Genomic DNA, 21,101 nt, shown 5'->3' on the forward strand with positions numbered 1-21,101 from the left:
ACGGCGGCACTCACCCGCCGCCGTCGTCGTACCTTCCAGCAAGGGGAGGCTCAGTCCGCTGCTGATTGCTCCAGCAGCCGTCGGATGCGTTCGACGGTTGGGTCGATGCCCCCTGTTGACTCGACCATCAGGCCGGATTCGTCGGTCTGCAGCTCCTCCAGGGTTTCCAGCTGGGACGTGAGCAGCGAGGCCGGCATGAAATGTCCGGGGCGTTGGGTGAGGCGGTCCTGCAGTGCCGGCCTGTCGGCTTTCAGCAGGATGAACGTGGTGGCAGGCGCGGCCGTCCGGATGGCGTCCCGGTAGCTTCGCTTCAGTGCTGAGCAGGCAACAATGGTTGGTTTTTCGGTGCTGGCGGACAGCTTGGTACCCACCAGGTGCAGCCACGGCCATCGGTCATCGTCCGTGAGGGGAACGCCCGAAGCCATTTTCCTGACGTTTGCTTCCGGATGCAGGGTGTCGCCATCGACGAAACTGGCGCCGAGCCGGGTGGCGAGCGCCTGGCCCACGGAGGATTTCCCTGCACCGGAGACCCCCATCACCACGATGCTCTGGGGCATTACAGGGCGCCCTGCCGGGGGGTGCCGGCGGGAATGGGCGTCAGGCGGGTGACCTCGACGGGTTCGGCCAGGAGTCCTTCGAGGGAGGCGTTGAGCCTCTTGACGGCGTCCCCCACTCCGTGGGCGTCGAGCAGCTCGGCGCTCTCCCATTTCTCAATCATGACGATCTGGCCGTTGGGCGCATCGTGGATGGCGTACAGGAGGCATCCGGGTTCTTCGTGGACCTCGGCGATGGCGGGCTTGAGGGCCGCGGCAACCTGGTCGCGGGCGCCGTCGTTGGGCGTGAAGACTGCAGTGACGACGATGGTCATGATGGTTCCTTTACTCGATTGCTGGTGATGCTCAGATAAATGCCTGTGTGGTCAAGGTCCCCGAGGCCCTCGGTGACCATTGTTTGGAATGCCGATGTGAGGGTGTTGGCGACCGGCAGTGCGAGTCCGGCCTCCGCGGCCGCCTCCGTGACAAAGCGCAGGTCTTTGAGCTGGTTCTTGGCAGAGCCACCGCCGTGGAAGTCCCCCGTGATCCAGCGGCTGCCTTTTTGCCGGAGGACTTCGGAGTTGGCCAGCCCGCCTTTGAGGATGGCTTGGACCTTTTCCAGGTCCAGGCCGGACGCCTTCGCCAGCGCCATGGATTCCGACAGGGCGGTAACCGTTGCCGCCACCACGATCTGGTTGCAGGCTTTCACGATGGCCCCGGCCCCGGACTCCCCGAACCACATGACGGTGGAACTGTAGAGCTTGAAAAGCGGAGTGAGCCACTCGACCGAACTCCGGGGGCCGCCGGTCATGATGCTCAGCCGCCCCTGCTCCGCCCCGATGGTCCCGCCGCTGAGCGGTGCGTCGATGACCACCACCCCGTAACGGGACTTGCAGTGGGCTGCGAAGGCGGTGACCGCCGTGGGGGACACGGTGCCGTGGATGACCAGGACAGGTTCAGCCACGCCTGCCCGCGCCCACCCCGCGAGCAGGCCGTCCTCGCCTTCCAGGAGTGCTTCGACCTGGGGCAGGTCCGGCAGAACGGTGAGGACCACATCCGCCGCGGCATCCGCCGGCCGGAGCGCTACTGTCCCCCCTTCGATGGCTTCGGCTTTCTGGAGGGTGCGGTTCCACAGCGTCAGGGCTACCCCGGCGTTGATGATGTTCCGGGCGATGGGGGCTCCCATGGGACCGGTGCCGAGCAGCGAGACGGAGACACCGGGATCGAGCGGCGAGGGAGGTTTGGTTTCTGTCATCGGTTAGAAGGGGATCAGGCCGGCGAGGGCGGGAAGGAAGGTGCTGAACCAGGGCACGGCGGCGAGGACGAGGAGGCCGACAAACACCGCCACCAGGTACGGCCAGAAGTGTTTGAGGCTGTTTTCCACGGTTTCGCGGGCGGTGGCGCAGGCGACGTAGAAGCCAACCCCTGCCGGCGGGGCGAAGGATCCGATGCCCATGGAGATGATGAGGACCATGGCGTACTGCACGGGGTTGACGCCGAAGTCGGTGGCGATCGGCAGCAGCAGGGGCGCGAAGATGAGCACCGCTGGCAGGCCTTCGAGGAGCTGGCCCATGATGATCAGCAGCACCACCGTGAAGAGCATGAACAGGATGGGGGAATCGCCCAGCCCGGACATCAGGTCGTGGATCTGCTGCGAAACGCCGGCCAGGGCGAGAGTCTGCGCCAGGGGCGACGCCGCGGCGATGATGAACAGCACCATGCCCGCCGTCGTGGTTGTTTCACGCAGGGTGTCGCCCAGCAGGCGCCGGCTGGCGCGGCGGTAGGCTGCCGCGAGCACGAAGGCGTAGGCGACGGCGACCGAGGAAACTTCCGTGGGGGTGGCGAATCCGCTGAGGATCCCCACCACCATGCCTACGGGCAGCAGGAGCGTCGGCAGGGCGAAGAACGTGGCTGAGCCCCGGGCCCGCCACGTGGCCTTGGCGCTTGGCACGCCGCCCTGCTTGCGCGCCCTCAGGAACACCAGTGCCATGACCACCAGGGCCAGGAAGGCTGCCGGCACGAAGCCTGCAAGGAAGAGGGTGGTGGTCGAGATGGTGGTGATGGAGCCCAGGATGAGCAGGACGATGCTGGGCGGGATGGTTTCGCCCATAATGGCCGACGCCGACAGCACGGCGACCACTTCGCCGCGCGGGTACTTACGCTCTTCGAGCATGCCGCGCATGGTGGTGCCCACTGCTGCGACATCGGCGACCTTGGAGCCGGAAATACCGGAGAAGATGTACATCGTCACCACCACCACCTGCAGCAGGCCTCCGCGGAGATGCCCGATCAGCGCATCGACGAGCTTGGCCAGCGGCAGGGTAAGGCCGGCCGAGTTCATGACCGTGCCGGCCAGGATGAAGAACGGGATGGCCAGCAGGACGAATCCCTTGGCTCCGGACGCCATGCCGATGGGGATGGCGCTTACGTCGGAAATGCCGCCGAGGTACAGGTAGATGCCGGAGGCGAGGGCCAGGACAAACGCAATGGGCAGTCCCAGGAACAGCAGGCCGAACAGGGCCACGAGGACCACCACGAGCAGGACGTTAGGTGAGGCGTAGTAGAACAGCGGCGGGGAAATCAGGACGACGGCGACGAGGGCGGCTGCGATTCCGGCACCGACGACGGCGGGACGCCAGGCCTGGCGCCGAAGCTTGACCAAGGCAAACCAGGCGATGAGGACCATGCCCACCGAGAAGGGCAGGTTGACCCAGAACACAGGCAGCTGAAGGATTGGAGTCTTTTCCTCGACCTGCTGGACGAGGGTGGGCACGAACAGGGCAAGCGCGCCGGCGCTCATGACAAAGACGAGCCAGTCGACCAGCGCCGCGAGGTACGGCTTCCAGGTTGCGGGCAGGCGCATGATGAGCGCCTGGACGGACATGTGTGCGCCTTTCGGGTAGGCGATGGCGCCGCCGATGAAGGCAATGGTCAGCAGGGCAATCTCGGACACTTCCTGTGTCCAGAGCACTGAATCACCGGTAATGAGGCGGACGGTGATGTTCAGGAGGATGACCACGAGTTCCGCGAGAATCGCCGCTCCCACAATCCCTTCGAGCGTCTTGTCGAGCCAAGCTGCGCCGCTCCAGCGGTCTGGCACGTGGTCGTGGTGAAGGATTTCCTCCGCTTCGAGGGGAAGGACTTCCTCGTAGTCCTGGGGAGCAACGGTGGGTTTCATGGTTTTCCAGACTGTCGACATTGAGAGCGGGATGTGTGTGTGTGGGGAGTGGGGTGGTGGTACGGGTGGGAGCCGCCTTGTGGGCTCCCACCCGTCCTTGCTACTTCTTGCCGGCGAAGGCGATGGCCTGATCGAAGAACTCCTTGCCGATGAGCTTGGAGAACTCCGGGTAGAGGCTTTGGGAGGTCGCCTTGAACTCGGCGAGCCCGGACGCGCTGAGCTCGTTGGCCTTCATGCCCTTGGCCGCCAGCTCATCCAGCTGCTTCTTGGACTGTTCCTCGTCATAACCGGTTTTGAAGGTTGCCGTTTCCTCTGAAGCGGCGGTGAGTGCCTTCTTCTGGTCCTCCGTGAGGGAATCCCACTTCTTCGATGACAGTGCCAGGACCCAGGCGTCGTTGATGTGGTTGGTCATTGAGACGTATTTCTGCACCTCGGAGAACTTGTTCGTCCAAGGGACCTCAATCGGGTTTTCCTGGCCGTCGATCGTTCCGGTCTGCAGGCCGGTAAAGACTTCCGAGAAGGCCATGGTGGTGGGGCTTGCGCCCAGCTTGCCGAAGAAGTCGGTCCACAGGGTGTTGCCCGGCACCCGGATCTTCAGCCCCTTCAGGTCGGACGGCTGTTCAATCGGGCGCACGGAGTTGGTGATCTCGCGGCCGGTCCGGGTCAGGAAGGCGAGTGCCACGGTGTCCTTTGCCGCCAGCTTGTCCTTCAGGACCTTTCCAGGTTCTCCGGCCAGGAACTTTGCCTCTTCCTTGGTGTCCGAGAAGAGGTAGGGGATGCTGATGCCGTTCATTTCCGGCACCACCGAGGCGTAGACGGAGGTGGACAGGATGAGTCCGTCGAGTGATCCGCCCTGCAGCCGGGTGACGGCGGCGTTCTGGTCCCCGCTGAAGCTCGTGCCGTTGGGTACCACGGTGACCTGGACGGAACCGTTGGAGGTCTTCTTGACCTGGTCGGCGAAGTGCTGGGCGGTGACGCCGACGGAGGACGTCAGCGGATCGGGGATGGAGAGCTGGATCTTGGCCACCGGGGCGCTTTGGCCGGCGGGGGTTCCGCCTGCACAGCCGGACAGCAGGGCGGCGGCCAGGCTGGTTGCCAGTACCCCGGTGATGGCGCGGGTCTTGAGGTTCATTCGATGCCTTTCTTCATTGGAAGGATGCGGTGGTACTGGTTCAGGAGACGGTGACGGGGGCGGAAATCAGCGCTTCGGTTTCGCGGCGGAGTTCCAGCGCTTGGGACAGGGAGTCATCAATGATGACATCGTCCCAACCAACGATCGCTCCCTTGGGCACATCGTTACGCAGCTCCACGTGGTGGGCCAGGGCGACGGGGAGGGCGCCGGTGGAGACCGAGTGCTTGGCGGAAACCAGCTTGCCCCACACCGTGAAGCCGCCTTCGCCGTCGAGGAATTCACCGGCCTTGAGGTCTTTCTTGGCGGTAGCGACCACATCGCCATAGAAGCCGACGGGCCCGCCGGTGGGGATGCCGCGGAGGGCTGCGTTGGCGATGGACATGTTCAGTTCGAGGCCTACGTAGTGGTAGGGGCGGTACAGGGCGGCGTACTGGCCGGTGGGGTCCGGGTGCCAGGGGTATTCGTTGAAGCAGCCGGAAACGTAATTGTTGGTTGCCTTGACGACGACGAAGACGCCCTCCTGGGTGTTGTGGCTGATCCAGCTGCCGTCGCGGTTGACGCTGGACATGACGTCGACGCTTCCTTCGTGGGCCAGGGATCCACCGACGGATGCGGGGCGGCAGATGGTGGCGATCTCTTCAACGTTGCCCGGTGTGAAGCTCAGGCCGGAATCGGAGGGGGCCAGCCCCGCGCCGTTGGCCACCGCCGCCATTTCGATGGCGGCCTTGGTGCCGTCGCGGAACGAGGTGTGCATGTAGGGGTTGAGCTGGCCGGAGTCGGTCAATTCCTTGGAGAACTCCCAGTTCTCCCAGACGTTGTCCGGGTTCATCTCGTGGTAGTGCTCCAGGTATTTTGCGCCCTTGCCGGCGCAAACCACATCAAAGCCGCTGGTGCGGGCCCAGTCGACGAGTTCCATGATGAGGGCCGGCTGGTCCCCGTAGGCCATGGAGTAGACCACGCCTGCTTCCTCGGCCCGCTTGGCCAGCGCAGGGCCGGCAAGGGCATCAGCTTCGACGGTCACCATGATGATGTGCTTCTTGGTTTCGATTGCCTTCAGGGCGTGCTTGATGCCGACGATCGGGTTACCGGTGGCTTCGACAATGACGTCGATGTCCACGTCGAACAGTTCGTCAGCGTTGGCGACGATGGCGGTGGAGCGGTCCTTCAGCGCCGTAGCGATATCGGGAGCTACCTGGGAGGCAGGCCAGTCCACCAGCTCGAAGGCCCCCTGCGCCCGCTTGACGTTGATGTCGGCAATGGCAACAACGTGGATGCCGGGGATGTTGTTGGCCTGCGCCAGGTACATGGTCCCGTAGCGGCCGGCGCCGATCAGTCCAACGCGGATGGGACGGGACTGCTGCTCACGCTCGCTGAGGAGTTTATGAAGGTTCACGGGAATCTCTCTAGGGGGTGCTTGGCCAAAGAAAAGCACCTCCGGCTTGCCGGATGGCACAACTTCTTTGTCGCGTTTTGTGGGAAAACCGTCCGGAGTGGAACCGGTTCCACTTTTGTACCAGCTGCTGATAAGCTGTGTCAACGATCACCTTCCAGCCCGGCGTCATGAAGCAAACGGCTGAAAGAAATCGCGTAGGTCATAACCACGAAGGTCTTGTGTCTCAAGGAGGAGCGGTGCGCAAAGCGCCTACCATTCGCGACGTAGCGTCTGCTGCGGGAGTATCCGTCTCTGTGGTCTCACGGGTACTGAACCCGGAGTCGGGACCGGTCGCACCCGCAAAGAGGCAAGAGGTCTTGAGGGTCATCGATGAACTGGGTTACCGGCCCAGGGCGGCAGCGCGTGAACTCAGCGCCGGGCATGCCCTCACCATCGGCCTGGTGGTCACCGATCTCTCCAATCCGTTCTTCGCCCGCCTGGCGGACAGGATCGTCTGGGAGGCGCGCAGCCATGGCGTGCAGGTGGTGTTGATGACCACGCAGGAGGATCCGCACCTGGAGGCGGACTCCCTGGATACGTTGCTGGACCGGTCGGTCAGTGGCGTCATTGCCACTCCCACCGGGGGCAACATCGAAAAATGGAGGCGCCTGCGCGACCTCGGCGTCAATGTCGTCTTCATCGACCGTGCCATCGAAGAACTCGAAGATGTCGATGTTGTCAGCATCGAAAACTTTGACTCGGGACAACGCTCAACCGAGCATCTCATCAGCCTGGGCCATACCCGGATCGGGCTGATCACGGGCCCGCTAACCACCTCCACCGGGAGTGCGAGGTTGAACGGCTACAGGGCTGCACACCGGAACGCCTCCCTGCCAGTAGACCCCACGCTGATACGTGACGTACCTTTTCGCGGGGACGCGGGCGGGGACGCCGTAGGATCGCTGCTTGCGATGCGCCAGCCGCCAACAGCACTCATCGTTGCCAACACGGCACAGGTGCAAAGTTCAGTCCGCAGGCTCGTCCAGATGGGCACTGACATCCCCGATCAGCTTTCGCTCATTGTCTTTGACGACAATCCCTGGACTGAACTTACCTCTCCCCCGCTGAGCGTCATCCGCCAGCCGCTCGACATGCTCGCCGTTCACGCCATCGAGCTGGTGCTCGGACGGATGCAGGGGAAGCTCCCGGAGGGTGCCCGCCGCATCGAAGTCAAAGCGGACTACCTGCCGCGCAACAGCTGCGCGCCCGTTACCGCCCCGGTCGCGCGCTAAAGGCCTGCAGGGTCCAGCCCTGGAAGGACTCCCCCGTACCGTCAGCTGCAGGCTGATGGCCCCGGAGAAAAGCACCCGCAGCAATGGTCGACGGCGGAAATCACCCGCTGCCGTCGTCGAACCTTCCAGCAAAGGCAGCCCGGTACGTCAGGCCTGTGTCGCCTTCCGCCGCCAGCGGGACAGGCGTGCGAACGTGGGCCCAGTGGGCGGAGGGATTTTGGCTGGGTCGGCGCCTGGCCGGCGTCGGCGCAGTTCCAGGGCCAGCGCCTCCTGACCGCGCGCCATCGCCCACCGGTGGTTCGCGGCAAAAGCCGGCTTGAGCAGCCAGCCCGGCCGCCGCAGCCCTACGGCCGCGCCGGCCGGGACCGGTAAACGTGCCCGGGCAGCAGCGGAATCCCCTCGAAGAGCTGGGGGACGGACACCAGCTTGTAGCCCTGCCCCTGCAGGCCCGCAATCAGTTCCTGCTGCCCGGATATTGTCGAGGGCTGGACGTCATGCATGAGCACCATCGCGCCGGGCGTGATCTCCTTCAGCACCTTGGGCACGAAGGCCGCCGGATTCTTGCTCTGCCAGTCCAGCGAGTCCACTGCCCAGATCATCAATGGTTTGCCCACTGCCGCCTGGACCGCTGCATCGGCCGCGCCGTACGGCGGACGCATCAGGGCCGGTGTGGAACCCGTGGCGGCCAGGATCGCGGCATCCGTCCGGTCCATCTCTTTCCTGATCGCGGGCGGTGACAGCTTGGTCAGGTAGGGGTGGCTGAAGGTGTGGTTGCCGATTGCGTACCCGGTCTCGGCAACCTGCCTGGCGGTGGCCGGGTTGGCGGTGGTGTTGGACCCGGTCATGAAGAACGTGGCCTGCGCGTCGTTGGCCTTCAGGATGTCCAGTAACTGGGGCGTGGTGCGGGGGTCGGGCCCGTCGTCGTAGGTCAGTGCAGCGCAGGGGACAATATCGCAGTTCACGTGCCTATGGGCCGGGGCGCTTGCCGGGCGCGGTGCTGCGGCGGCGTTCAGCTGCCCCAGCACTTGGCGGCCGTAATCGCTGAGGGCAGCCGCCGTGTCTGCGGCATTCATCGTGGCCGTCACCTCCCGGCCGGGCATGCCGGGCTGCCCTGCGGAGACGGTTAGTTCGCCTTCCGGACTGAGGACAAGGTCGGTCGGGATTCCTTGAGGGGCGCGGGCGGCGATGTCGGCAGGGATGCCCGTCGCGCGTGCCTGGATGGCGGGGATGGACTCAGGCCTTAGCAGGTCGGTGCCGCTCCGGACCGCGCCGGAGGCCAGGTCGATATAAACGGTGGCGGCCGCCATCGCACTGACTCCGTCCGGCCCGGCGTCCGACACTCTTTGACGGACCACGAGCACATTGCCCTTGGCCTGGACGGGTTTGGCCGAAATGACCATTTCCCGGCCCTGGTGCTGGCCGGCGTTCAGTGCCATCGCGGGCCGGTAGCGGCCACCCGCCGGAGCCGCCGCATCCAGAAGTCCCAGCAGCCACGAGTCAATCCGGGCGTTGAAGGCGGGCAGCCCGTCAACGTAGGTCCAGGACGCATGGACGTGGTGGTTTCCCACCTGGGCCGTCAAGGCCATCGGGTACCCGCCAGGGACAGCGGCCGGCTGATCCAGCATGTCCGACAATGGCGGTGGCATCGGCACCACCCGCGGCTGGCTGGAAACCCGGTCATGGGGCTGCAGCAGGGAAGGGGCCACCGCACTGCCAGCACCGCTGGCCAGCACCGCCGCTGCGCAGAGCGAGGCAACGAACAAACGCAGGCAGGCAACAGCCACGCTCCCGCGGGTGCGCCCCATACCCAGCCCCATCGATCCGCACGCTCCTCAGGTGTTGACCTCTCGATTGTCCCTTACTACCAGGCCCACATGACGAAACCGGAGGCAGTGGCTCGGAACGGGGAGCTGCGGGCAGCCTAGATGGTCACGTTGAGTCCCGCTGTGTAGCCGGCAGCGGCTGAACCGCTCATTGTTGCCAGCTGGTAGATGCCGCCGTCGTCCCCAAAGACGTTGTCCGATTTCAGGGTGGTGCGGGTCATGTTGGTGATGCTCTTCTCGTATCCGGGGGTGGCGTAGACGTCGTCGCAGGCCGCCTGCGGCAGCGCGATCTGGGAGACGGCCAATACCTGCCCGGCGGCGGTGGCATTGTTCATGGACTCAAACACTTCGAAGTGGATGTGCGGCCAGCGCCCGGAGTAGGCGGCCGGGAAGATCGACGTGAACGTGACCTGCCCGTTGGCGTCGGCTTCCTGCACGCCGCGCAGGTAGTTCTCGTTCTTCAGGCTCGAGTCGTACATCGAGTATTTTCCGTCCCGGTCGCAGTGCCAGGCGTACACCGCGGCACCGGCCATCGGGGTGCAGCCCTTGGCGTTGTCCAGGAGGGTCAGGATGAAGGTCAGCGGAACGCCCTCCGCCTTTGCGGAGGCAGTCCCGAAGCTCGACGTGATGTCCTTCCGCACCACCCCGGATGCCTCCAGGACATTCGGTCCGTTGGAGCCATCCCCCGGATAGGGGCCTGCGGTCTCCTGCGGGATTTCCACGCCGCACTCGGCGATGGCCCGGGTCAGCGTCGGAGTGACGGCGGAGTCAGTGGTCGTGGCAGACGCGGAGGATGTGGCGGCCGCCGCCGTGCTTGATGCCGGGGAGACAGAGCCAGAGGTTCCGGCCGGCGTGCAGGCGGCGAGCGCGGCCACAGCACCGCCTGCGCCCAGGAACAGTCCCAGGGACCTGCGGCTTACCAGGGTGTTCAAGTCGAACTCCAGCCCCCGGTCGTGGTCGGGGTGCGGCTGGTCAAGGTCGGGCTGGCGGGGTGTGCGTGAAGTGGTCATGATGCAAGGAAACCGCACGGGGCTATGTCGTGGGCCGGTTGCTGCTGTGCCGTTCCTGTGCGTCCGGACGCGCGCTTCCCTGCAGGAAACCAGCCCCGCAGATAGTACGACGGCGGCACGTAACCCGCCGCCGTCGTCGTCCCTTCCAGCGAAGCCGGCCCGGCGCATAAGGCGCGGAAAAGCGAGGCGGGGCAGGCCCATTGGAGCCTGCCCCGCCTCTTTGCACCGGCTGACGCCCTGCGCCCGACTTTCGGGTTTCCTGTTGCGATGGAGTATGCAGGAACATCTGCCGGCGGGTCTGGTGCGGACGCCCGCGGTCGCCGGCGGCCTAGAGCGTCCTGGGATCGTCGGCGTACATCTTCAGCCTGATGTTCAAGGCGTCGGACATGTGGCGGGCGGCGATCTCACCCGCACGTTCGGAGTCGCCGTCCCCGATGGCGGCCAGCAGCTCGGCGTAGTCCGCCAGCACCACCGGCCACCGCCCCGGGTAGGTCAGGGTGGTGAGGGTGTACCGGCGCACCTGCTGGTCAAGGCGTTCCAGCAGTCCGATCAGCGACGGGCTGTGGGTGGCGTGCCACAGCTGGGCATGGAAGGCGCGGTTGGTTTCGGCGAGCGCCCGGCCGTCGCTGGGGTCCAGCTGCTGCATCTGCGTCAGCAGCCCCGCGAGCAGCTGGCGGTCCAGGGCGGTTGCCTTGACGGCGGCCTTGGCAGCCGCGGCCTGCTCCAGGATGATCCTCGACTCGTAGATGTCGATGATCTCCTCGGCCGAATGCGTGCGGACCACCACCGCCTTGCCGCGCCGTTCCACCAGCCCGTCCTGCTCCAGCCGCTGCAGCGCCTCCCGCACCGGTGTCCGGGAAGCCCCGTAGCGCTCGGTGAGCTTGGCCTCCGTGAGCGGCTCGTCAGGGGCAAAGACGCTCGCGAGAACGTCCTCGCGGAGCCGCTGATGGATGGGACTGGCCACTTTTTCCTCTTTTCCGTTGCTGGTGGGGGCTGCTGTCTTGCCTAGGCGATGGAGCCGGCACGGCGGCCGAAGACGGCGCCCGCCGCAAGCCCGGAGCCGCCGGGGTAGTTTCCTCTGAACAGTCCGCCCAGCGCTTCCCCGCAGGAATACAGCCCTTCGAGCGGCTCCGCGTCTTCCGTGAGCACGCGGCCCCACGTGTCCGTCTTGAGGCCACCGAATGTGAAGGTGATGCCGCAGGTCACCGGGAAAGCGTAGAACGGGCCGGTGGCGATGCTGCGGGCCCAGTTGCTCTTCGGCGGCTGGGTGTCGGCCCGGCGTCCGTCCTTGACGTTGGGGTCGAAGGGCGAGCTGCCGGTGATCGAAGCATTGAAGTTGTGCACCGTCTCCTCCAAACCCTCGGGGCTGATACCGGCCTTTTGGGCCAGCTCGGCGAGGGTTGGAGCGGTGACCACCGAGACGCCCGGCATGTCGTACTCCTCGGCGCGCAGCATGGGGCGGGAAGAAGCGTCAAAGATTTGGAAGGCGGCCGAGCCCGGCTGGGCAAGGATGTCCCGGCCGTACTTCGCGTAGGTGTAGTTGCGGTAGTCGGCGCCCTCGTCCACGAACCGCTTCCCGTCGCTGTTCACCACGATGCCCAGCGGGTACCCGCCGCGGGTGAGCTGGTTGGTGAGCGCCAGGTTGCTCTCGTTCTCCGGGTGCCAGGCGTCCCAGGCCACGCTGTGGCACGTGGACCAGTCGCCGCCCCTGGCCGCCCCGGCGTCGAGGGCGGCCAGGATCATCTCCCCCGTGTTGCCCGGCGTGCCGCGTACTTTCGCGTTCTGCCAGCCCTCCCCCAGGTGTTGGCGGCGCAGTTCAGGTGAGGCTTCAAAACCTCCCGAGGCGAGGATGACCGACTCGGCCCGGAGCTCGCCTTCCCCGGTTGACGTGCGGTACCGGACGCCGCGCACGCGGCCGTCCTCCTGGATGAGGCCGGTGGCTGCGCAGTCGTAGATGACCTCCACGCCCATGCGCTCCGCGGCGGCGCGGTGGTCGGCCATGAGTCCCTTGCCGCCGCCCACGTTGCCCACGTGCAGTCCGCCCCAGAACAGATACCCGCCGTCCTGGGTCCGGTACGCCTGGCGTTCGTACATCAGGCGGTATTTGAGTCCCATGCCCTGAAGCCAGCGCAAGGTCGGGTTGCTTTCGTTGACCAGGACCGCGGACAGTTCGGGGTCGTTGCGCCCTTCAGAGACCTTGGACAGATCGGCAAGGTATTCGGCAGCGGTGTACGCGGGGACTTCGCTGGCGGCGTGCCGCTCATCCGGTTCCACGAATTCGATGAGCTCCTGGAGCCCGTCGTGGGAGATGCGCGTGGCACCGGCGGTGTAGAAGCTGTTGCCGCCCGAGGCGGCTTCCCGCGCCTTTTCCAGCAGGACAACTTTGCGTCCACGCTCGGCGGCTGCAAGTGCTGCCGCAAATCCGGCGTTGCCGCCGCCCACTACCAAAACGTCGCTCTTGATCATCATCAATCTCCTCAGCTCCATCGCTGTACACGATTGTATACATAAGTATGCCGTCGCATGCAATGGGGTGGCGGCACATGCTTGGGGGCATGGCAGGAGAGGGTGAGTGCCGGAGGTGGTGGCTACCCCAGGCGCGGGTGGCTGATTTCCTGGGCGTCGATGTACATCTGGATGCGGATGTTCTTTGCTTCGTCCATGTGGGCGCTGGCGATGCGGCCGGCCTCCTCCGCGTTCCGTGCGCGGATGGCAACCAGCAGCTCCTCGTGCTCCTTCAGCACGCGGTCCCAGCGCTCCTTGGTGGAGAGCGTGGTGCCGGGGTAGCGGATGAAGTGGACCAGGATCCGGTCGAGCAGGTCAAGGAGGGCGGCGCTGTGGCTGGCGGCCCAGATGCGCTCATGGAAGGTGCGGTTGGCGGCGGCCAGTTCAGCCGGAGTGGCAGCATCGAAATCAAGGGTGACCATGGCCTGGTGCGCGCGGTCGATCAGCATCAGGTCCATGTCCGTGTGCCGGAGAGCCGCAGTTTTTGCGGCCGCCTCCTCCAGGAAGGTCCGCACCTCATAGAGGTCCAGCATCTCCTCCGGGCGGTACTCCCGCACCTGCATGCGTGAACCGTAGCGCTCCACGAGCCCCTCGGTTTCGAGGCGCCGCAAGGCTTCCCTGATGGGCGTCCGGGAGACGTTGTACTTCTTGGCCAGGGCGCTTTCAACGAGCTGGGCACGGGGAGGCAGCTCCTGCGAGATGATGGCGTTCCTGATCATCAGGTAGGGGCTTGTCTCTGGTTGCGACGCCACGGGCGGCCTCCGGTCTTCATGCAAACAAGCGGCAGGACGCGCCGGCGCCATACCTTTAGCCGTAATTCTAGCGCACTGCATACCGTTCCGGCGGGCTGTGAACACCGTGCCGATATTTCGCACACTCTCCCAAAAGCACCAGGCACCCACACTCCCCTTTCGGTATTCATCTTTTGAAGACTGTTGCTTAAGTCATATGAACGGTATACCGTTTGTGACCAACGCCATACAGCAGGGTAATAACCGGATTCTGGTTTGCTCAGCTTTGAACATTCATCCGGCGGCTGCACACGGTAGCCCGGGGTTTTTCAGGAGAACCAATGACGCTTCTATTCAGGGAAGAGCCGCACGCCGGCACCCTCCCGGTCACCCCGGTGCCGGCCACCCTCGTCCGTGGCGGCACCAGCAAGTGCTGGATATTCCGGGACAAGGACCTTCCGGCTGACGCCCTGGAGACGGACCGTCTCCTCATCCGCACCTTCGGTTCGCCGGATCTCCGCCAGATCGACGGAGTAGGCGGCGCCTCGTCGACCACCAGCAAGGCGATCACCGTGGCCGGCACCGACCGGGACGGAACGGTCCGCTACCGGTTCGCCCAGGTGGCCATCGACAAGCCGGCAGTCGAGTGGGCCAGCAACTGCGGCAACTGCGCAACAGCGCTGGGCCTCTACGCGCTCCATGCCGGGCTGGTCGCTCCCACCGGGGAAGTCACCCGGGTCCCCATCCTGAACACCGTGACCGGGCTGCGCCTCGTTTGCGAGATCCCCACACCGGGGGCGCAGGTACCGGCCTACGGCGGGCGGCGCCTCGACGGCCAGCACTACCCCGGCGTCCCCATCGACGTCATCTTCCAGAAGTACTCCTGGTCCAGCTACGGTGCACAGTTCCCCACAGGCAACGCCACGGATGACATCGAGGTCGACGGGAAGCGGTACCAGGCGACACTGATCGACGCGGGCGCCCCGGCTGCACTCTTTGCCGCACAGGACCTGGGGCTGGACGCAACCGCCAGCGAGGAAGCCTTGGAGGCACTGGTCCGGATCGCTCCGCAGTTGCGCGCTGCGGCCGCCCGCCGGATGGGGCTGCCGCAGAACCTCAGCTCCATTCCGAAGGTTGGCGTCGTGGGGCCTCCGCCCGCAGGCGCAACCGGCGTTTCGGTCCGGATGATCTCGATGAGCGCGTTGCACCCCGCCATCGGCCTCACCAGCGCGGTCGCCGTCGCGGCTGCTTCGGGGACCGCAGGCAGCGTGGTGCAGCGCAACGTGGTTCCGGCGGCGGAGGCCGGACTCTTTATCCACTTACTGAAAGGCAAGACGGCGCTGGCATTGGATGCAGCCGATCCCGCTGAAGTCTCCTTTCAACGCTCGGCCCGCGTCATCAGCGAAAGCACCATCCTGGTGCCAAGTGACTGAAGAAACCCCTACAGGAAAACCCAGCCCAAGGAATCAGCCATGAAAATCAGCATTCAAAACCTGCAGCTGAAGTACGGAAGCTTCACTGCCATCGAAAACCTCAACCTCGACATTGAAGACGGCGAGGCACTGGTCCTCCTGGGCCAGTCGGGCTGCGGCAAGACCAGCACGATGCGCTGCATCGCCGGCCTGGAGGAGCCCACCTCGGGGCGGATCATCATCGACGACGTTGTGGTCTTCGACTCCGAAAAGGGCATCAACCTGCCCCCGAACAAGCGCAACGTCGGCATGGTCTTCCAGTCCTACGCGGTATGGCCGCACATGACGGTTGCCCAGAACGTTGCCTATTCGCTCAAGCAGAAAAAACTCTCCAAGAGCGAAATCGATGAGCGCGTCATGGAGGCGCTCACGCTGGTCGGCCTGGAGCCCTACGCCGACCGCGGCGCCAGCCTGCTCAGCGGTGGCCAGATGCAGCGCGTGGCCCTGGCACGCAGCCTGGTCATGCGGCCCAGCGTGCTCATGCTCGACGAACCGCTCTCCAACCTTGACGCCCGCCTGCGTGACCGGCTCCGGGTTGAACTGCGTGAGATCCAGCTCCAGTTGGGGCTCACCTGCGTGTACGTCACCCACGACCAGCACGAAGCCTTCGCCCTGGCAGACCGCATCGCCCTGCTCCAGGGCGGCCGGATTGTGCAGATGGGCGCCCCGCAGCACATGTACGAGGCACCCGCCAGCGCCTCGATCGCCCACTTCCTGGGTGTTTCCAACATCATGGACTGCACCCCGGAGGGCACGGCCACCGGCGCCACCACCGCACGCATCACCAACAGTGAGCTCACCATCCAGTCGGCGCAGCAGGCCAGTGATGCGGGCGCATCCCCCAAGGTCTGCATCCGGGCCGAGGACCTGCAGATCACTGCCATGCCCACCGAACACCCCAACTCGTGGCCGGGGACGGTACGCGTGGCGGGCTTCCAGGGGAACGACATCCGGTACGCGATCCAGCTGGAATCCGGGCCCGAACTGGACGCACTGGGCGGGCTGAGGCGCGGCGAACAGCACAAGGTGGGGGACCGCGTGTGGGTCACCGTCAACCCCCGCGAAGTCCAGATCCTGCCGGCTGAGGTCCTCGCATGAGCCTCAAGACCACCGAGGCGGCCAGCCGCGTCGAGGCCCGCCTGGCACCGAAGCCCGAACCCCGGAACTACCGCTCTGCCCGGACCCTTGCCGGCCTCCGGAAGAACACGCCGGGCCTGATCGTCCTGGTCATCCTCGGCGTCCTCATCGTCCTCCCCCTTGCCCTGGTCCTGCTCGCCGCGTTCTCGGACAGCGTTCCCCGGCCGGGCAGCATCTCCCTGGGCGGCCTGACGCTGTCCAACCTGGCGCTGCTGGCCACCCCGGAAGCACTCGGGGCCCTGGTCAACTCACTCATGGTCGGCGCAGGCTCGGCACTCATCGCCCTGCTGATCGGCGCATTCCTGGCCTTCGTGTGCGCCCGCTCCGATGCGCCGTGGCGGAAGTTCATCTTCTTCATCGGCATGGCGCCGATGTTCATCCCCGCCCTGGTGGGCGCCCTGGCCTGGTCCCTGCTCTGCTCGCCCAGCGCCGGCTACATCAACATCTTCCTCCGCGACCTGGGCATTGACGCCGCCATCAACATCTACAGCCTCCCGGGCCTGGTGTTCGTGCTGGGAATCTTCTACGCCCCGTACGCCTTCCTGCTGCTGCACAGCTCGCTGTCGATGATGAACGCCGACCTCGAGGAGGCTGCCACCGTCCACGGGGCTCCGCTGCGCACCATGCTGCGGACCGTCACCCTGCCCCTGGCCCTGCCGGCCATCCTGGGCTCCGCCGTCCTGGTCTTCGCGCTGACGATGGAAAACTTCCCCGTGGCCCAGGTCATCGGCAACCCCGCCGGCGTGGACACGCTGCCCACCTATATCTACCGCCTCATGAGTGCCACTCCGGCCAAGAGCAACCAGGCTGCCAGCGTCGCCGTGATCCTGACCGTTGCGCTGATGGCCGTGACCCTCATCCAGCAGCGCATCATCAACAAGCGCAAATTCACCACCATGACCGGCAAGGGCAACCGTCCCCGGCAGGTGCCGCTGCGCAAGATGCGCTGGCCCTTCACCATTCTGGCCCTGGCCTACTTCGCCGTGTCCGTCGTCCTGCCCATGCTCGCACTGCTCGCCGCGTCCATGCAGGCCACCCCCTTCGTGTCCTCGATGTCGCAGCTGCTGGAGGCCAATTCCCTCAGCTTCGCCAAGCTGATCGAAGTCCTCGGATCCAACGATTTCCAGCTTGCCCTCAAGAACAGCGTGCTGGTGGCCCTGATCGCGGCATTCGCCGGCACCACCCTCAGCTTCATCGCCTCCTACATCCGCTACCGCACCAAGTCCAAGGTGGGACGGCTGATCGAACTGGTCGCCATGACCCCCCTTGCCGTCCCCGCCATCGTGATGGGCATCGGACTGCTCTGGACCTGGCTGCTGCTGCCCCTGCCCATCTACGGCACCCTGGCGATCCTCGCCGTCGCCTGCGTTGCAGTGTTCATGCCCCAGGGCTACCGCGGCGTCTCCGCATCGATGCTCCAGATGGACCAGGACCTCGAGGACAGCGCGGTCATGCTCGGCGCCGGACGGACCCGTTCCGTCCTGGACGTCACCCTGCCCCTGATGCGCGTCGGCATCATGTCCTCGTTCCTGCTCTTCCTCATGCTGTCCATGCGTGAGCTCAGCGCCTCCATCTTCCTCTTCACCTCGAACACCCGGATCCTGTCCATCCTCGTGTTCGACAACTTCGACAACGGCCAGAGCCAGGCAGCTGCCGCCGTCAGCGTCCTGTACTGCCTCGTCATCGGAATCCTCGCCGTCATCGCCCAAAAAGTCGGCGGCGAACGCAAGACCAAGAACTGACCTCACACCCACCTTTGAAAGGGACACCCACAATGAAGTTAGCGTCCAAACTTCCCGCCTTCACCGCAGCCGGAGTGCTGCTCGCCCTCAGCCTGGCCGGGTGCGGAAGCCCCGCCCAGAGTGCCGGCGTGGTCACTGCCACCGCAGCTGTGAACACCGACAACGGACTGGTGATCAACGGCGAATCCATCGCGGACAAGGACACCTACGAGAAGGCCAAGACCCAGACCCTGTCCCTCTACTCCGGCTACACCGATTCCTCTGAAAGCGCGCTGGTTGACGCCTTCACCAAGGACACCGGCATCAAGGTCAACGTCGTCCGGCTCACCCCGAACAAGCTCTCCGAACGCGTTCTCTCCGAACAGGGCGCCGGCAAGCTCAGCGCCGACGTCATCCGCACCTCCGACTACCGGATTGCCAAGTCCATGGAGGACGCCAAGGTCTGGAAGGCCTATGACGTACCCGGCGCCTCGGCCCTCAAGGACGTTTCCGTGGACGGCGGCCAGTTCACCCGCATGTTCAACTCCGTCTACACCCTGGGGTACAACACCCAGCTGGTGAAGGAAGCCGATGCCCCCAAGTCCTGGGCGGATGCCGTCGGCGGCAAGTGGCAGGGCAAGCTGGGCATCGTCCAGGGCGGCTCGGGCGGCAGCACCGCTGCGCTGAACAGGTTCATGGAAACCAAGATGGGCGGCGACTACTTCGCCAAGTACGCTGCGCAGAAGCCCAAGATCTACGACTCCCTGGGTGCTGAAGCCACGGCGCTGGCCCGCGGTGAAGTGGCCGTGGGCACGGTCACCATCAGCGGCACCAACATCTCGGCCGTCCAGGACAAGGCCCCGGTCAAGTTCATCGTCCCCGAGGAAGGACTCGTCTCGTACGACTATTACCTGGGCATGACGGGCACCGCCACGAACGTGGAAGCCGCGAAGGTCTTCATGAACTACAACCTTTCCAAGCAGGGCCAGCAGGTCTTTGCGCAGATCGGTGAATACCCGGTCCGCACCGACGTGGCACCGCCCACCATCATGGGCGTGACGCTCCCCGCCGTCGATTCCGGCAAGGTCTACCGCATGCAGAACACCGACGCCGTGACCTACGGCAAGGACGACCTTGCCAAGTGGAACCAGGTCTTCGGCTACACCAAGTAACCCCGCAATCCCGTGCCTGGGGACTCGGCCTCCGCCGGGTCCCCAGGCTTTTTTCATTCACCCGCCACCAGGAGCCCCGTGACCGCCGTCCACGTCCCCGCACTTCCGGTGCCCCGGAACACCTCGTCCCTGCTGGTCCGCCAGGACGGCAGGACCATCCTTGAACTCGGCGACACCACCCGCGCCAGTTACGTCGCCTCCGTGCGCAAGAGCCTGCTTTCGATCCTTTTCGGAATCCAGGTGGACGCCGGCACGGTCAGCCTCGACGCCACCCTCGATGAGCTCGGTGTTGATGATGTTGGCGGCCTGCTGCCCATCGAGCGGACGGCCCGGCTCCGTGACCTGTTGACGTCGCGTTCGGGCGTCTACCATCCGCCCTCCAGCCCGGGCAGTGACGAGGATGTTTTCCCTTCACGTGGCACAAAAGCACCGGGGCAGTATTTCCTCTACAACAACTGGGATTTCAACGCCGCGGGCGCGATCTTCGAGAAGGCCAGCGGCCTGACCGTCTTCGAAGCGTTTCAGAAGCACCTGGCCGGTCCGCTGGGGTTCGACGACTACGACCCCACACGCCAGCGAATGCTCGGGGACGGCCGAAAGTCCGCCTTCCCTGCCTACCATCTCTTCCTCTCCGCCCGGGACCTGGCGAAGATCGGGATGCTGATGGCTGCCGGCGGCCGGTGGGAGGGACGGCAGCATGTCCCCCGGGAGTGGGTCAGGGACAGCGTGGCCACCCATGTCAGGCGCGCAGACATGGCGCCGGCCACCGGTTTTGGCACCTGCGACTACGGCTACCTGTGGTGGCTTCCCCGGGAATCCGGCCCGCAGTGGCAGGGGGCGTTCCTGGCCGCGGGCAACTACGGCCAGTTCCTGCTGGTCCTGCCGGCGATCGGGAGCGTCATTGTGCACCGGCGCTTCGTCAGCGACAGCTTCGCCGTCGCCCGGAACACCCACACGGCAGCTGCCTCGACGGCAGGCCCCGCTCCGGTGACCCACGCCGAATTCATGGACCTTGCCCGGGCGCTGGTTGCCGGGCCCCTGGCCCGGTAGGGCGTCAGGAAAGGCACAGTACGACGGCGGCACCCTCCTTTGTCAGGAAGCCGTGCCCTTGGCGATGGAACGGAACACCTTGGTTGCCTGCTGCGCCGCGGGGCTGAGCCGCCGGTTTGCCAGGTGGGCCAGGAGGATCCGGCGCTTCGGCGATCCGGCGAGCGGGACCGCCACCACGTCGGGGCGCAGGGCCGTCAGCGCCAGCCTGGGTGCCAGGGCGATCCCGATACCGGCCGCCACCATGCCCTGTGTCTCCTGGTAATCGTTGGCGGCGAAGGCGATCCGCGGTTCGAACCCGGCGTCGCGGCATACCCGGCTGAGGACATCGGCCACGGGGTGCTCATCGCGCACCACCCATTCCTGGTCGCTCAAGGCGCCGATGCGGACCGAGCCCAGTTTCGCAATGGGGTGCTCCCGCGGTACCAGCAGCACTGTTGGATCGTTCGTCAGCCTGACCAGGGCCAGGTCAGGGTCCTCGATCTGCTGCCAGGGATAATCCCACAGCAGCGTCAGTTCGATTTCCCGCCGCCGCAGCCGCTCCAGCAGGCCGTCCCGGCGGGCGCTGACAACCGTCACTGCCACCTCCGGGTGGCGGGCGCGGAACGCCAGCACAACGTCGGGCATCAGGGAGGCCCCGCCGGTGGGAAAGGTCCCAAGCCGGAGCTGGCCCCGCCGAAGGCCCGCGAACTCCCCCATTTCGGCACGGGCGGCTTCAACGGTCCTGTCGATGTCGTCGGCGTAGTGCAGCAGGGCGTGCCCCGCCTCGGTCAGGACCACGCCCCGGGGATGGCGCTCGATGAGGACCACGCCCATCTCCTGCTCGAGTTTGGCTATCTGCTGCGACACCGCCGAGGTGGTGAAGGAAAGGGCGGCAGCAGCCGAGGTCAGGGAGCCGGAACGGCCCACCTCACGGAGCACATGGAGCCGGTGGAGATCGAGGATTGCCATGCACTGAGTTTAGCAAAAGTAGATA

At 65.6% G+C, this 21,101-nt stretch carries 18 protein-coding genes; 6 read left to right on the plus strand and 12 right to left on the minus strand.

Annotation, left to right across the window (positions count from 1 at the left end; genetic code table 11):
- Positions 1–50 precede the first annotated feature (50 nt).
- From ACEN9K_RS20680 to ACEN9K_RS20705, 6 genes are all read right to left on the minus strand, one after another.
- Positions 51–557: a gluconokinase gene (locus tag ACEN9K_RS20680; RefSeq protein WP_268002147.1), complete on the minus strand. Its 507-nt coding sequence runs from the start codon at positions 555–557 to the stop codon at positions 51–53.
- A complete protein-coding gene (locus ACEN9K_RS20685) occupies positions 557–868 on the minus strand; it encodes a putative quinol monooxygenase (protein WP_495634981.1) in 312 nt (103 codons plus the stop codon). The genes ACEN9K_RS20680 and ACEN9K_RS20685 overlap by 1 nt, the downstream gene beginning before the upstream one ends.
- Positions 865–1,788, minus strand: coding sequence for an NAD(P)-dependent oxidoreductase (locus tag ACEN9K_RS20690; RefSeq protein WP_495634982.1), 924 nt, complete (start codon positions 1,786–1,788; stop codon positions 865–867). Before ACEN9K_RS20690 ends, ACEN9K_RS20685 begins: the two co-directional genes overlap by 4 nt.
- Positions 1,789–1,791: 3 nt before the next feature.
- On the minus strand, positions 1,792–3,711 hold the full coding sequence (locus ACEN9K_RS20695) for a TRAP transporter large permease (protein ID WP_268002149.1): 1,920 nt from the start codon (positions 3,709–3,711) through the stop codon (positions 1,792–1,794).
- Positions 3,712–3,811: 100 nt separating this feature from the next.
- Positions 3,812–4,843 (minus strand): DctP family TRAP transporter solute-binding subunit, encoded by a 1,032-nt coding sequence (locus ACEN9K_RS20700; RefSeq protein WP_018769921.1) that lies wholly within the window; start codon positions 4,841–4,843, stop codon positions 3,812–3,814.
- A gap of 40 nt (positions 4,844–4,883) precedes the next feature.
- Complete coding sequence (locus tag ACEN9K_RS20705; RefSeq protein WP_268002151.1) at positions 4,884–6,236, minus strand: NAD(P)H-dependent oxidoreductase; 1,353 nt, start codon at positions 6,234–6,236, stop codon at positions 4,884–4,886.
- A gap of 167 nt (positions 6,237–6,403) precedes the next feature.
- Between ACEN9K_RS20705 and ACEN9K_RS20710 the strand changes: the two genes are divergently transcribed.
- Positions 6,404–7,507 carry a LacI family DNA-binding transcriptional regulator gene (locus ACEN9K_RS20710; protein ID WP_223995313.1) on the plus strand — a complete coding sequence of 368 codons (1,104 nt, stop codon included), beginning with the start codon at positions 6,404–6,406 and terminating at the stop codon, positions 7,505–7,507.
- 344 nt (positions 7,508–7,851) lie between these two features.
- Here the strand turns inward: ACEN9K_RS20710 and ACEN9K_RS20715 are convergent, their stop codons facing one another.
- The 5 genes from ACEN9K_RS20715 to ACEN9K_RS20735 form a co-directional block, all read right to left on the minus strand.
- The gene (locus tag ACEN9K_RS20715; protein ID WP_495634983.1) at positions 7,852–9,312 is read right to left on the minus strand and encodes a polysaccharide deacetylase family protein; all 1,461 of its coding nucleotides are present in this window, start codon (positions 9,310–9,312) and stop codon (positions 7,852–7,854) included.
- A 116-nt stretch (positions 9,313–9,428) separates the two neighbouring features.
- Complete coding sequence (locus tag ACEN9K_RS20720; RefSeq protein ID WP_495634984.1) at positions 9,429–10,340, minus strand: intradiol ring-cleavage dioxygenase; 912 nt, start codon at positions 10,338–10,340, stop codon at positions 9,429–9,431.
- 328 nt (positions 10,341–10,668) lie between these two features.
- Positions 10,669–11,304, minus strand: coding sequence for a GntR family transcriptional regulator (locus ACEN9K_RS20725; RefSeq protein WP_347886994.1), 636 nt, complete (start codon positions 11,302–11,304; stop codon positions 10,669–10,671).
- A gap of 41 nt (positions 11,305–11,345) precedes the next feature.
- Positions 11,346–12,809, minus strand: a complete 1,464-nt coding sequence (tcuA, locus tag ACEN9K_RS20730; RefSeq protein WP_495634985.1) for an FAD-dependent tricarballylate dehydrogenase TcuA — start codon at positions 12,807–12,809, stop codon at positions 11,346–11,348.
- A gap of 119 nt (positions 12,810–12,928) precedes the next feature.
- The gene (locus ACEN9K_RS20735) at positions 12,929–13,597 is read right to left on the minus strand and encodes a GntR family transcriptional regulator (protein WP_223992974.1); all 669 of its coding nucleotides are present in this window, start codon (positions 13,595–13,597) and stop codon (positions 12,929–12,931) included.
- 320 nt (positions 13,598–13,917) lie between these two features.
- On the opposite strand from ACEN9K_RS20735, the gene ACEN9K_RS20740 reads away from it, so the two are divergent.
- The 5 genes from ACEN9K_RS20740 to ACEN9K_RS20760 all read left to right on the plus strand — a co-directional run bounded on the left by ACEN9K_RS20740 (position 13,918) and on the right by ACEN9K_RS20760 (position 20,128).
- Complete coding sequence (locus ACEN9K_RS20740; protein WP_223992976.1) at positions 13,918–15,009, plus strand: PrpF domain-containing protein; 1,092 nt, start codon at positions 13,918–13,920, stop codon at positions 15,007–15,009.
- Positions 15,010–15,048: 39 nt separating this feature from the next.
- Positions 15,049–16,146, plus strand: a complete 1,098-nt coding sequence (locus tag ACEN9K_RS20745) for an ABC transporter ATP-binding protein (RefSeq protein ID WP_223992978.1) — start codon at positions 15,049–15,051, stop codon at positions 16,144–16,146.
- A complete protein-coding gene (locus ACEN9K_RS20750) occupies positions 16,143–17,927 on the plus strand; it encodes an ABC transporter permease (RefSeq protein ID WP_018772059.1) in 1,785 nt (594 codons plus the stop codon). The genes ACEN9K_RS20745 and ACEN9K_RS20750 overlap by 4 nt, the downstream gene beginning before the upstream one ends.
- Positions 17,928–17,959: 32 nt before the next feature.
- Positions 17,960–19,078, plus strand: a complete 1,119-nt coding sequence (locus ACEN9K_RS20755; protein WP_056392020.1) for an ABC transporter substrate-binding protein — start codon at positions 17,960–17,962, stop codon at positions 19,076–19,078.
- Positions 19,079–19,156: 78 nt separating this feature from the next.
- Entirely contained in the window at positions 19,157–20,128 is a 972-nt protein-coding gene (locus tag ACEN9K_RS20760; protein ID WP_495634986.1) for a serine hydrolase domain-containing protein, read from the plus strand.
- Between the two features lie 42 nt (positions 20,129–20,170).
- Here ACEN9K_RS20760 and ACEN9K_RS20765 read toward each other — a convergent pair whose 3' ends face one another.
- The gene (locus ACEN9K_RS20765; protein ID WP_495634987.1) at positions 20,171–21,076 is read right to left on the minus strand and encodes a LysR family transcriptional regulator; all 906 of its coding nucleotides are present in this window, start codon (positions 21,074–21,076) and stop codon (positions 20,171–20,173) included.
- Positions 21,077–21,101 lie beyond the last annotated feature (25 nt).

The sequence above is a fragment of the Pseudarthrobacter sp. Pseusp20 genome, assembly GCF_059492155.1.

Bases quoted from the DNA above. Each gene is read 5' to 3' on its own strand.
- ACEN9K_RS20680 (WP_268002147.1), bottom strand. From the start codon at position 557: ATGCCCCAGAGCATCGTGGTGATGGGGGTCTCCGGTGCAGGGAAATCC.
- ACEN9K_RS20685 (WP_495634981.1), bottom strand. From the start codon at position 868: ATGACCATCGTCGTCACTGCAGTCTTCACGCCCAACGACGGCGCCCGC.
- ACEN9K_RS20690 (WP_495634982.1), bottom strand. From the start codon at position 1,788: ATGACAGAAACCAAACCTCCCTCGCCGCTCGATCCCGGTGTCTCCGTC.
- ACEN9K_RS20695 (WP_268002149.1), bottom strand. From the start codon at position 3,711: ATGAAACCCACCGTTGCTCCCCAGGACTACGAGGAAGTCCTTCCCCTC.
- ACEN9K_RS20700 (WP_018769921.1), bottom strand. From the start codon at position 4,843: ATGAACCTCAAGACCCGCGCCATCACCGGGGTACTGGCAACCAGCCTG.
- ACEN9K_RS20710 (WP_223995313.1), top strand. From the start codon at position 6,404: ATGAAGCAAACGGCTGAAAGAAATCGCGTAGGTCATAACCACGAAGGT.
- ACEN9K_RS20715 (WP_495634983.1), bottom strand. From the start codon at position 9,312: ATGGGGCGCACCCGCGGGAGCGTGGCTGTTGCCTGCCTGCGTTTGTTC.
- ACEN9K_RS20720 (WP_495634984.1), bottom strand. From the start codon at position 10,340: ATGACCACTTCACGCACACCCCGCCAGCCCGACCTTGACCAGCCGCAC.
- tcuA (WP_495634985.1), bottom strand. From the start codon at position 12,809: ATGATGATCAAGAGCGACGTTTTGGTAGTGGGCGGCGGCAACGCCGGA.
- ACEN9K_RS20740 (WP_223992976.1), top strand. From the start codon at position 13,918: ATGACGCTTCTATTCAGGGAAGAGCCGCACGCCGGCACCCTCCCGGTC.
- ACEN9K_RS20745 (WP_223992978.1), top strand. From the start codon at position 15,049: ATGAAAATCAGCATTCAAAACCTGCAGCTGAAGTACGGAAGCTTCACT.
- ACEN9K_RS20750 (WP_018772059.1), top strand. From the start codon at position 16,143: ATGAGCCTCAAGACCACCGAGGCGGCCAGCCGCGTCGAGGCCCGCCTG.
- ACEN9K_RS20755 (WP_056392020.1), top strand. From the start codon at position 17,960: ATGAAGTTAGCGTCCAAACTTCCCGCCTTCACCGCAGCCGGAGTGCTG.
- ACEN9K_RS20765 (WP_495634987.1), bottom strand. From the start codon at position 21,076: ATGGCAATCCTCGATCTCCACCGGCTCCATGTGCTCCGTGAGGTGGGC.